Raw genomic sequence first — 11,905 nt, forward strand, 5'->3', positions numbered from 1 at the left:
GATTGAGAAAAGCCCAGCCGATCGACCGGGCGCGCGCACTTTAGGTCCGTTCCGCGCCCTGCCTGACCCCATGGGGTATCGCCAATGGCGCTGGCTCATGCACATGGGGGAGGGTTGCGACCCGATTGGACGTTTCGCATGCGCCCTGCGGGGCACCTGAACTGATACGGGTAAGCCCCCTCGCCGAAGCGGGAACGCTTGTTGCATATTGCCGGCACCTCATTTTGTTCAGGTGTCAACGATGAAGCAGATTTCGACGAATGCCCGCTTCTTTGTCTTTGGTCTGATGGCCATGCTGGCGATGGTCGGTGCACATGCAAAGACCTTCAAGTGGACGAGCGCCAGCGACATCCCGACGTGGGACATCCATTCACAGAACAACGCCCTGGCGAACGGCATTCATGCGTCCGTGTACGAGTCATTGGTCTACTACAACAGCCGCACCTTCAAGGCTGAGCCCATGCTGGCCACCGCATGGGCGGAGGTCAGCCCGACGCAGTTGCGCATCACGCTCCGCTCGGGTGTGAAATTCCACGATGGCTCAGCGTTCACGGCAGACGACGCGGTGTTTTCGCTGCAGCGCGCCATGGCGCCCACCTCGAACTTCACGCCCTACATCCAGGGATTCGATCGGATCGTGAAGGTCGATGGCAACACCATCGACATCTTCACCAAAGGCCCCAATCCAGTGCTGCTCAATCAGCTGACCGAGTTGCGCATGATGAGCAAGACCTGGGCAGAGAAGAACAACTCGGTGGCGCCCAAGGACATCAAGACCAAGGATGAGAATTTTGCGCACCGCAACACCAACGGGACTGGTCCGTTCATGCTGAAGGAATGGGTTCAGGACCAGAAGATGGTGCTGGTGCGCAACCCGAACTGGTGGGGCAAGGCGGACACCAACGTCAGTGAAGTCGTCTACACGCCGGTGAAAGCCACCGCCACGCGGATGGCGGCCTTGCTGTCGGGCGAAGTGGACTTCGTGCTGGACCCCAGCCCTCAGGACTTGCCCCGTTTGCGCCAGGATGGGGCACTGAAGGTGGTGGATGGTGTCGAGAACCGCACCATCTTCTTCGGAATGGACCAGCATCGCGACGAATTGGTGGGCAGCAACGTCAAAGGAAAGAACCCGCTCAAGGATGTGCGTGTTCGTATGGCGCTGTACCAATCGATCGACACCAATGCGATTTCTCGCGTGACCCTGCGTGGGCTGGGGCAACCCACTGGCGCCCTGGTTGCTCCGCAGGTCGCCGGTTGGAGCGACTCGGTACATCGTCGCCACCCCTACGATGCGGCAGCCGCGCAAAAGCTGCTGGCCGATGCCGGCTATGGCGAAGGTTTCGAGGTGGACTTTGCCTGCCCAAACAACCGCTATATCAATGACGAAGCCATTTGCCAGGCGGTGGCTGCGATGTGGGCGCGGATCGGGGTGAAGGCCAAGCTGCGCACCCAGCCACTGTCGACCTATTTCCCGATGATCCAGCGCTACGAGGCCAGCATCTACATGCTGGGGTGGGGCGTGCCGACGTTTGACGCGCTCTACAGCCTGCAATCGCTGGTGCGCACTGTCGGCCCGGGTGGCGACGGCAACTACAACGTGGGTCGCTACAGCAACCCGAAGATGGACCAGATCGTCGATCGCGCCAAGACCGAAACCGATCCGCTCATCCGCAAGCGACTGCTGACAGAAGCCCTTGAGCTGCAAAACACGGATGTGGCACACATCCCTTTGCACAACCAGATCATCCCCTGGGCCATGAAGAAGAACATCGAGGTGGTGCACCGCGCCGACAACCGCCTGGACATGCGCCTGGTAAAGGTAAACTGATCAGCCGTTCGACCGCAGAGGGTCGCTCACCGTCAGGCGCGACCCTCTCTTGCTTTCACATCGATGCTTGCATTCATCCTCCGGCGGCTCGTGCAGGCGCTGATCGTCATGGTCAGCGTGGCGCTGATTGCCTTCATGCTCTTTCAGTACGTGGGTGATCCGGTGGTCTTTCTGTTGGGTCAGGATGCGACGCCTGAGCAAATTCGCCAGATGCGCGCCGATCTGGGGCTGGACCAACCGTTCTTCGTCCAGTTCTGGCACTTCCTGCTCAACGCTGCACAAGGCGAATTCGGCTTGAGCCTGCGCCAGGGTGCGAAGGTGTCGCGTCTGATCACCGAGCGCTTGCCGGCCACGCTGGAGCTCTCTGTCGTCGCGGCCGTGCTGTCGCTGGTCATCGGCATCCCGATGGGGGTTTATGCAGCGCTCAAGCGCGGCACCTTCACCAGCCAGGTGTTCATGACCTTGTCGCTGCTGGGCGTGTCGCTGCCGACCTTCCTGATCGGGATCCTGTTGATCCTGGTGTTCGCGGTGCACCTGGGCTGGTTCCCCAGTTTCGGCCGAGGAGATGTGGTGCAGATCGGATGGTGGACCTCGGGCCTTCTCACGCCCAAGGGCTGGTTGCACATCACACTGCCGGCCATCACGCTGGCGATATTTCAGCTCACACTGATCATGCGGCTGGTGCGCGCCGAGATGCTCGAGGTGCTGCGCACCGACTACATCAAGTTCGCGCGGGCGCGTGGCCTGACCAACCGGGCCGTGCACTTCGGGCACGCGCTCAAGAACACGCTGGTGCCGGTGATGACCATCACCGGGCTTCAACTGGGCGGTCTGATTGCCTTCGCGATCATTACCGAGACCGTGTTCCAGTGGCCGGGCATGGGTCTGCTGTTCATTCAGGCAGTCACCTTCGCAGACATTCCGGTCATGGCGGCCTACCTGTGCCTGATCGCCCTGATCTTTGTGGTGATCAACCTGATCGTCGATCTGCTGTACTTCGTGGTCGATCCTCGCCTGCGGGCCGAAAAGGCCGGGGGGCACTGACATGCAAGCTTCACGCATCCGCGCCCACGGCCGCGCCTTTGGCCACATCGCGGCGTTTCACCCCGAGATGACGGCCTTGCGCCGCGACCTGCACGCGCATCCCGAGCTGGGTTTCGAAGAGCAGTACACCAGCAAACGGGTGGTCGAGGCGCTCAAGGTATGTGGCGTTGACGAGCTCCACACGGGTCTGGGCAAGACCGGCGTGGTGGCTTTGATCCACGGGCGGCGCAACAGCAGCGGCCGCATGATCGGCTTGCGCGCCGACATGGACGCCTTGCCCATGACGGAGCACAACGACTTCGCCTGGAAGTCGAGCAAGCCCGGCATGATGCACGGCTGTGGTCACGACGGCCACACGGCCATGCTGGTGGGCGCTGCGCGCTACCTGGCCGAAACACGCCACTTCGACGGTACCGCCGTGCTGATTTTCCAGCCCGGCGAAGAAGGCTTCGCAGGCGCCAAGGCCATGATCGAAGACGGCCTGTTCGAGCGCTTTCCGGTGCAGTCGGTGTTTGCGATGCACAACTGGCCCCAGATGCGTCCGGGGACTGTGGGTGTCAACCCGGGTCCTATGATGGCGTCGGCCGACCGCATCACCATCGAGATCACAGGCAAGGGCGGGCACGGCGCGCACCCCTACGCGGCGGTAGACCCGGTGCTGGTGGCGGCGCACATCATCACGGCGGTGCAAAGCATCGTCTCGCGCAACGTGCGCGCGATCGACAGCGCCGTGATCAGCCTGTGCGCCATGCAGGCTGGCGACCCCGGTGCCTTCAGCGTGATCCCCGGCACAGCGCGCCTGGTGGGTACGGTGCGCACATTCAACCCTGAGGTGCAGGCGATGGTCGAGAAGCGTCTGCACGAGGTTTGCTCGGGCGTGGCCCTCGGCCTTGGTGCCTCGGCCCACCTGAACTACGAGCGCATCTACCCGGCCACCATCAACACGCGCGACGAAGCCCGCTTCGCCACCGATGTGGCGCAGAAGCTGGTCGGCCATGAACACGTGGACCGCAACATGGACCCCAGCATGGGGGCCGAGGATTTTTCCTTCATGTTGCAGGTCAAGCCCGGCGCGTACCTGCGTCTTGGCCAGGGCGCCGAGAACGGGCAGGGCGCCTGCTTCCTGCACAACAGCCGATACGATTTCAACGACGACGTTCTGCCATTGGGTGCCGCCTTGCATGCGGGCCTGATCGAGCAGGGCATGCCGTTGGCCGACGACGCCACGCCGGTCGGCAAATCCAGTTCCGTTTCACCCACCCCCGTCAGGAGCGAAGCATGACCCTCAGAAAAACCGCGGCCGCCTTGTTGGTGGCCGGCGCATTGGCCGCGGCCGGTGTCGTCTCGGCACAAACCGTTCGCATCGGCAACCAGGGCGATGCCTTGTCCATGGACCCACATTCGCTCAACGAGTCGCTGCAGTTGAGTGTCACCGGCAACGTCTATGAGCCGTTGGTGGGGCGGGACCGCAATCTCAAGCTGACGCCGGCGCTGGCCACCAGCTGGAAGCAGACCTCGCCCAACGTCTGGGCGTTCGAGTTGCGCAAGGGCGTGAAATTTCACGATGGTTCAGCCTTCACGGCCGACGACGTGTTGTTCTCGTTTGCCCGCGCAGCCGGTGACGGCTCCGACATGAAGAGCTACGTCAACGACGTCAAAGAGGTCCGCAAGGTCAACGACCACCTGGTCGAAATCGAGACCAAGGCGCCGTTCCCCATCCTTCCCGACGTCATCTCTCTGCTCTACATCATGAGCAAGAAATGGTGTGAGGAAAACCAGGCTACGCGTCCGGTCGATCGCCGCAAAGGTATCGAGAACGCTGCCTCGTTCCGCGCCAATGGCACCGGCCCCTTCCGCCTGCGCGAGCGCCAGCCCAACGTCAAGACGAGCTTCCAGCGCAATGGCAGCTACTGGGGCAAGATTGAAGGCAATGTGATCAACGTCGAGTACACCCCGATCGGCAACGACGCGACCCGCGTGGCCGCACTGTTGTCGGGTCAGGTGGATGTGATCGAACCGGTGCCGCTGCAGGACGTTGCACGCATCAACGCCAGCGGCAAGTCCAAGGTGATGCAGGGCCCGGAGCTGCGCACGATCTTCCTGGGTATGGACCAGAAGCGTGATGAACTGCTGTACTCGAACGTGAAGGGCAAGAATCCGTTCAAGGACAAGCGCGTTCGTCAGGCCTTCTATCAAGCCATCGACATCGCCGGCATTCAGCGCACTGTGATGCGCGGCGCCTCCAACCCAACGGCGCTGATGGTCGGCCCTGGCATCAATGGCTTCGACCCGGCCATGAACACCCGACTCCCCTACGACCCGGAAGCTTCCAAGAAGCTGCTGGCCGAAGCCGGTTACCCGAATGGTTTCGAGGTGGGCATGAATTGCCCCAACGATCGCTACGTCAACGACGCCAACATTTGTCAGGCGGTCGCTGCCAACCTGGCACGCGTGGGCGTGAAGATCAACCTGCAGGCGGAGACCAAGGGCACCTACTTCCCGAAAATCCTGCGCCGCGACACCAGCTTCTATCTGCTGGGATGGACGCCTGGCACGTACGACTCGCACAACGTGTTGAATGCGCTGATCCGCTGCGTGGACGACAAGGGTGCAGGTCAATTCAACCTCGGCTCCTATTGCAATCCCAAGGTGGATGAGCTGACCTTGAAGATCCAGTCGGAGACCGACAAGGGCAAGCGCGACGCCATGATTCGCGAAGCCTTCAAGATGCACCAGGACGACATTGGTCACCTGCCGCTGCACCAGCAGGCACTGGCCTGGGGCGTTGCCAGCAACGTAACCCTGGCCCAACTGGCCGACAACTTCATGCCCTTCCGCTACATGTCGGTGAAGTAAGCCGATCACAACGAGTACGGGCGGGTGCCACAGCAGCCCTGTGGTGTCCGCCCGTTTGTTTCCCGTTTCCAGGAATCCAACGTGCTTGCCTTCCTGCACAAGGTTTTCGACAGCGATGTCGGCCACAGCTTTCGCACCACGCCGACAGCCATCGTTGCGGCCCTGATCGCCATCGTTTGCGTCTTCTGCGCGCTGTTTGCCAATTGGGTTGCGCCGCACAACCCTTTCGATCTGGCCACGCTCGACCTCATGAATGCGCGCCTGCCGCCCATGTGGCAAGAGGGCGGCAATCCTGACTTCATCTTCGGCACCGACGATCAGGGGCGCGACATCCTGTCGGCCCTTATGTACGGGGCCCGCATTTCGCTGGCCGTCGGCTTTGCATCGGTGCTGCTGTCCGTGCTCATCGGCGTGACGCTGGGCCTGCTGGCCGGCTTCATGGGCGGGTGGGTTGATGCCTTCCTCATGCGCCTGTGCGACGTGATGCTGTCGTTCCCCGCGATCCTCGTGGCATTGCTGATTGCCGGTGTGGGCCGGGCGATGTTTCCGAATGCGCACGACAGTCTGGCTTTTGGTGTGCTCATCCTGTCGATCACGCTCACCGGTTGGGTGCAATACGCGCGCACGGTAAGAGGCTCCACCTTGGTGGAACGCAACAAGGAATACGTGCAGGCGGCCCGCGTGACCGGTGTTGCACCGCTGCGCATCATGCGGCGTCATGTGCTGCCCAACGTGTTGGGGCCGGTGCTGGTGCTGGCCACCATCCAGGTGGCCACGGCCATCATCACCGAAGCGACCCTGTCCTTCCTGGGTGTGGGCGCGCCGCCCACCTCGCCATCACTGGGCACCTTGATTCGCGTCGGCAACGACTATCTGTTCTCTGGCGAATGGTGGATCACCATCTTCCCGGGTCTGATGCTCATCCTCATTGCCTTGAGCGTGAACTTGCTGGGCGACTGGTTGCGTGACGCTCTGAACCCCCGACTGCGTTGACCATGAGCCTGCTGCAAGTCAAAAACCTGGTGGTCGAGTTTCCGACCCGACGCGGCACGCTGCGCGCACTCGACGACATTTCTTTCGACATCGCGCCGGGCGAGATCCTCGGTGTGGTGGGCGAATCCGGCGCGGGCAAATCGCTCACAGGCGCCTCCATCATCGGATTGCTCGAACCACCCGGGCGCATCGCGTCTGGCGAAATCGTGCTCGAAGGCCAGCGCATCGACGACCTGCCGCACGAGGCCTTGCGTCGCATCCGCGGCCGCAAGATCGGTGCAATCTTCCAGGACCCGCTGACCTCGCTCAATCCGCTCTATTCGGTCGGCCGTCAACTGATCGAGACGATCACCACCCACTTGCCGGTGAGTGCCGCCGAAGCGCGGGAGCGGGCGATCCAGCTGCTTCGCGACACGGGCATCCCCGCGGCCGAACACCGTATCGATCATTTCCCGCACCAGTTCTCCGGGGGCATGCGCCAGCGCGTCGTGATTGCCCTGGCGCTGGCCGCCGAGCCGCAACTCATCGTGGCCGATGAGCCCACCACGGCGCTTGATGTGTCGATCCAGGCGCAGATCATCACGCTGCTCAAGACCATCTGCAAACAGCGTGGCGCAGCGGTGATGCTGATCACGCACGATATGGGTGTCATTGCCGAAACCTGCGATCGCGTGGCGGTGATGTACGCCGGCCGCGTGGCCGAGATCGGGCCGGTGCACGAAGTGATCAACCACCCGGCCCATCCCTACACGCGTGGCCTCATGGCCTGCATTCCGGACATGACCCAGGAGCGAGAGCGCTTGCACCAGATCGATGGCGCCATGCCGCGCCTGAACGCGATTCCCAAGGGCTGCGCCTACAACCCGCGCTGCGAGCAGGCCTTCGACCGATGCCACGCGCAACGACCGGAGCTCCAGGATGCGGGCGCCACGCGAGCGGCCTGCTGGCTCTGCGTGCAAGGGGAGTCGGCATGAGTGATTCGCCAAACATGACCCCTCAGGCAGACCAGCCCCTGGTGCGGGCGACCGACCTGGCCAAGACCTTCGATGTGTCCGCACCCTGGCTCAACCGCGTGATCGAGCGCAAGCCGCGGCAGTTGCTGCGCGCGGTGGACGGCGTCAGTTTCGACATCGCCAAGGGTCAGACGCTCGCGTTGGTGGGCGAATCCGGATGCGGCAAGAGCACCGTTGCCCGCTTGCTGGTCGGCCTGTATGAGCCCACGCGCGGCGGCTTAGCGTTTGATGGGCAGGACGCCCACGCTGCGTTCAAGACGCCAGCCGGACGTTCCCTGCGCCGACGCATCCAGATGATCTTTCAGGATCCGTACGCCAGCCTGAACCCGCGCTGGCGGGTCGAAGACATCATTGCTGAGCCCTTGCGCGAACACCAGATCGAGACCGACGACGCCAGGGTGCGGGGTCGTGTGGATGAGCTGCTGCAATCGGTGGGACTGAGCCCACTGGATCGTGTGAAGTACCCACATCAGTTCAGCGGCGGGCAGCGCCAGCGGATCTCGATCGCCCGAGCCCTGGCGACGCAGCCCGAGTTTCTGGTGTGTGACGAGCCCACCAGCGCACTGGACGTGTCGGTGCAGGCGCAGGTGCTCAATATCATGAAGGACCTGCAGCGTCAGCAAGGTCTGACCTATTTGTTCATCAGCCACAACCTGGCGGTGGTCCGCCATGTGAGCGACCAGGTGGGCGTGATGTATCTGGGGCGCCTGGTTGAACTGGCACCCAAGCGGGAGCTGTTCGAGCAGCCGCGCCACCCCTACACGCGCATGCTGCTCGACGCCATTCCGAAGATGCACGACACGGGCAGGGCGCGCACACCGGTGCAGGGCGAGGTGCCGAACCCGCTGAATCCGCCGACCGGATGTGCGTTCAACCCGCGATGCCCGCACGCCAATGAGCGCTGCTGCAACGAGCGGCCGGTGCTGCAGACCGTCGGTGGCGTGCGCATCGCCTGCCACGCCGTTGAAGAAGGCCGGATCTGAGCCTCAGGCGTAGCGTTTGCTGCGCAGGTTGTTTTTCATCTCGCGCAGCATCGGTTGTAGGCGGTTGCCACCGATGCGCAACGCCACGCAAGTGGCCACCACATCGATGACCATCAGGTGCAACAGGCGCGAGGTCATCGGGCTGTAGCGGTCGTAGCCCTCCGGATGGTCGGCCGCGAGGTGAATGTGGCCGGCCTGCGCCAGCGGTGAACCACTGGCGGTGATGGTGATGACCGTGGCGCCGTGCTTGCGGGCAATGTCGGCGGCGTCCATGAGGTCGCGTGTTCTGCCCGAGTTGGAGACGATCACCACGCAGTCGCCAGGGCCCAGGAGCGACGCGCTCATCACCTGCATGTGGCCATCGCTGTAGGCAATGGCGTTGATGCCGAGCCGAAAGAACTTGTGTTGGGCGTCCTGGGCAACGATGCCGGAGTTGCCCGCGCCGAAGAATTCGATGCGCCCTTTGCCTTTCCAGGTCGCCACCAGTGCATCCACCGCGCGCTCAATGGCATGTGAGGACGCGTCGTTGCGGTATTTGAGGAAGGCTGCCACGGTGTTGTCGATCAGCTTGACCATGACGTCACCCGTCTTGTCGTCCGCGTCGACGCTGCGGTGAATGAAGGGAACGCCTTCGCTGACGGTGCCGGCCAGCTTGAGCTTGAAGTCCGACAAGCCGTCATAGCCCATGCTGCGACAGAAGCGAACGACCGTGGGTTTGCTCACGTGGGCCCGCTCGGCCAGCTCGCTCACCGGCAGGCTCGCAAAGCTGCGCGGGTCCTGCAGCACCAATCGCCCTACGCGTTGTTCGGCCGGCGCCAAGGAGGGCAGCGAGGCTTTGATGCGATCGAGCATGGCGTGAAACCCGGTGGTTGAAAGTATTGAAATTTTATTACCAGCGGGCGCGATAATCGCGCCATGAATCAGCTCGACGCCCTCAAACAGTTCACCACGGTGGTCGCCGACACGGGCGACTTCAAACAGCTGGCAGCCTACGCACCGCAGGACGCCACCACCAACCCATCGCTCATCCTCAAGGCGGTGCAGAAGCCGGACTACGCGCCTTTGCTGGCAGAGGCCATCGCCCGGCATGGCACCGCGGACAAGGTCGAATTGATGAACCACCTGCTGGTGCGTTTCGGCTGCGAGATCCTGGGGCTCATTCCGGGTCGGGTGTCCACGGAAGTGGATGCGCGTTTGAGCTTTGACACCGCCGCCACCGTGGCTCGGGCTCAGCGGCTGATCGATCTGTACCGTGCCGAGGGCATTCCCAGCGATCGTGTTTTGATCAAGGTCGCTGCCACCTGGGAAGGCATTCGAGCCGCCGAGCTGCTGGAGCGCGAGGGCATACACACCAACCTCACTTTGTTGTTTTCGTTCGCGCAGGCTGTTGCTTGCGGCCAGGCCGGCGTACAGCTCATTTCGCCTTTTGTCGGCCGCATTTACGACTGGTACAAGAAGCAGGCCGGTGCACAGTGGGACGAGGTCGCCATGGCCGGTGCCAACGACCCGGGCGTGGGCTCGGTCAAGCGCATCTTCGAGTACTACAAGCGCCACGGTGTGGCGACCGAAGTGATGGGAGCGAGCTTTCGCAACGCCGGGCAGATCGTGGCGCTGGCCGGCTGTGACCTGCTGACCATCAGCCCCGACTTGCTCGCTCAACTGGCGGCCAGCGACTCGCCATTGGCCTGCGCTCTGGACGCAGACGCTGCGCGTGGCATGGACATTCCTGCGGTGCAGTTCGACGAAGCGGGCTTTCGCTTTGCGCTCAACGAAGACGCCATGGCCACCGAAAAACTGGCCGAGGGTATTCGCGCCTTCGTTGCCGACACGGTCAAGCTCGAAGCATTGATGGTCTGAGAACCTCGATCCCCAAAACAAAAGCCCCGCGATTACTCGCGGGGCTTTTGTTTTGGGCTTTGTCGATGCGTGCCGAAGCATCACATCGACGCAGCCAGAGGGTGCAGGCAAGGCGCAGCCGCGCAGACAGTGGCATCGCCACGGCAAGCGGCTGCAACGCCGCCATGCGCCCTCTGGCAAGGAGCACTTACATGCCCATGCCGCCCATGCCGCCCATGTCACCCATACCACCGGCGGGCATCGGCGCATCTTCCTTCGGCGCTTCGGCAACCATGCACTCGGTCGTCAGCATCAGGCTGGCCACGGAGGCAGCGTTCTGCAGCGCGGTGCGGGTCACTTTCGTCGGGTCCAGAATGCCCATTTCGATCATGTCGCCGTAGGTGTCATTGGCGGCGTTGAAGCCGTAGTTGCCCTGGCCACCCAGCACGGCGTTGATCACCACGCTCGGCTCGCCACCGGCGTTGGCCACGATCTCGCGCAGGGGCGCCTCGATGGCCTTGAGGATCAGCTTGACGCCGGCGTCCTGGTCGGGGTTGTCACCCTTGATGGTGCCAGCGGCCTGGCGGGCACGCAGCAGGGCCACGCCACCGCCGGCCACGATGCCTTCTTCCACGGCAGCGCGGGTGGCGTGCAGCGCGTCTTCCACGCGGGCCTTCTTCTCTTTCATCTCGACTTCGGTGGCTGCGCCGACCTTGATCACGGCCACGCCGCCGGCCAGCTTGGCCACGCGCTCTTGCAGCTTCTCGCGGTCGTAGTCGCTGGTGGCTTCTTCGATCTGGATGCGGATCTGCTTGACGCGGGCTTCGATGTCGGCAGAGGCACCGGCGCCATCGATGATGGTGGTGTTTTCCTTGCCCACTTCGATGCTCTTGGCTTGACCCAGGTCGGCCAGGGTCACTTTCTCGAGCGTCAAGCCCACTTCTTCAGCGATGACCTTGCCGCCGGTCAGGATGGCGATGTCTTCGAGCATGGCTTTGCGGCGATCGCCGAAGCCAGGCGCCTTGACGGCCACGACCTTGAGGATGCCGCGGATGGTGTTGACCACCAGCGTCGCCAGGGCTTCGCCTTCGACTTCTTCGGCAATGATCAGCAGCGGACGGCCGGCCTTGGCCACTTGCTCCAGCGTGGGCAGCAGGTCGCGGATGTTGCTGATCTTCTTGTCGAACAGCAGCACGAAGGGGTTGTCCAGCAGTGCAGCCTGCTTCTCGGGGTTGTTGATGAAGTAGGGCGACAGGTAGCCGCGGTCAAACTGCATGCCTTCAACGACGTCGAGTTCGTTGTCCAGCGATTTGCCGTCTTCCACGGTGATCACGCCTTCCTTGCCGACCTTG

The 11,905-nt window shown here is 62.9% G+C and carries 10 protein-coding genes; 8 read left to right on the forward strand and 2 right to left on the reverse strand.

Translation table 11 applies throughout. The annotated features are described in order from the left end of the window. Window positions 1-286 precede the first annotated feature (286 nt). From KF871_RS07575 to KF871_RS07605, 7 genes are all read left to right on the forward strand, one after another. A complete protein-coding gene (locus KF871_RS07575) occupies window positions 287-1,828 on the forward strand; it encodes an ABC transporter substrate-binding protein (protein WP_291140264.1) in 1,542 nt (513 codons plus the stop codon). A gap of 63 nt (window positions 1,829-1,891) precedes the next feature. Further along, entirely contained in the window at window positions 1,892-2,872 is a 981-nt protein-coding gene (locus KF871_RS07580; RefSeq protein WP_291140227.1) for an ABC transporter permease, read from the forward strand. Window position 2,873: 1 nt separating this feature from the next. After that, window positions 2,874-4,154, forward strand: coding sequence for a M20 aminoacylase family protein (locus KF871_RS07585; RefSeq protein WP_291140229.1), 1,281 nt, complete (start codon window positions 2,874-2,876; stop codon window positions 4,152-4,154). Then, the gene (locus tag KF871_RS07590; protein WP_291140231.1) at window positions 4,151-5,728 is read left to right on the forward strand and encodes an ABC transporter substrate-binding protein; all 1,578 of its coding nucleotides are present in this window, start codon (window positions 4,151-4,153) and stop codon (window positions 5,726-5,728) included. The genes KF871_RS07585 and KF871_RS07590 overlap by 4 nt, the downstream gene beginning before the upstream one ends. Before the next feature lie 81 nt (window positions 5,729-5,809). Continuing rightward, a complete protein-coding gene (locus tag KF871_RS07595) occupies window positions 5,810-6,721 on the forward strand; it encodes an ABC transporter permease (RefSeq protein WP_291140233.1) in 912 nt (303 codons plus the stop codon). Window positions 6,722-6,723: 2 nt separating this feature from the next. Continuing rightward, a complete protein-coding gene (locus KF871_RS07600) occupies window positions 6,724-7,695 on the forward strand; it encodes an ABC transporter ATP-binding protein (protein ID WP_291140235.1) in 972 nt (323 codons plus the stop codon). Next, window positions 7,692-8,717 carry an ABC transporter ATP-binding protein gene (locus KF871_RS07605; protein WP_291140237.1) on the forward strand — a complete coding sequence of 342 codons (1,026 nt, stop codon included), beginning with the start codon at window positions 7,692-7,694 and terminating at the stop codon, window positions 8,715-8,717. The genes KF871_RS07600 and KF871_RS07605 overlap by 4 nt, the downstream gene beginning before the upstream one ends. A gap of 3 nt (window positions 8,718-8,720) precedes the next feature. Here KF871_RS07605 and KF871_RS07610 read toward each other — a convergent pair whose 3' ends face one another. Then, window positions 8,721-9,569 carry an SIS domain-containing protein gene (locus KF871_RS07610; protein WP_291140239.1) on the reverse strand — a complete coding sequence of 283 codons (849 nt, stop codon included), beginning with the start codon at window positions 9,567-9,569 and terminating at the stop codon, window positions 8,721-8,723. Window positions 9,570-9,632: 63 nt separating this feature from the next. Here KF871_RS07610 and tal point away from each other — a divergent pair, with 63 nt between their 5' ends. Then, window positions 9,633-10,574 carry a transaldolase gene (gene tal / locus KF871_RS07615; RefSeq protein WP_291140241.1) on the forward strand — a complete coding sequence of 314 codons (942 nt, stop codon included), beginning with the start codon at window positions 9,633-9,635 and terminating at the stop codon, window positions 10,572-10,574. Between the two features lie 187 nt (window positions 10,575-10,761). Here tal and groEL read toward each other — a convergent pair. Continuing rightward, on the reverse strand, window positions 10,762-11,905 hold a 1,144-nt coding region (gene groEL, locus KF871_RS07620), incomplete at its 5' end, for a chaperonin GroEL (RefSeq protein WP_291140245.1).

Source organism: Hydrogenophaga sp. (assembly GCF_019635465.1).
GTDB lineage: Bacteria > Pseudomonadota > Gammaproteobacteria > Burkholderiales > Burkholderiaceae_C > Hydrogenophaga.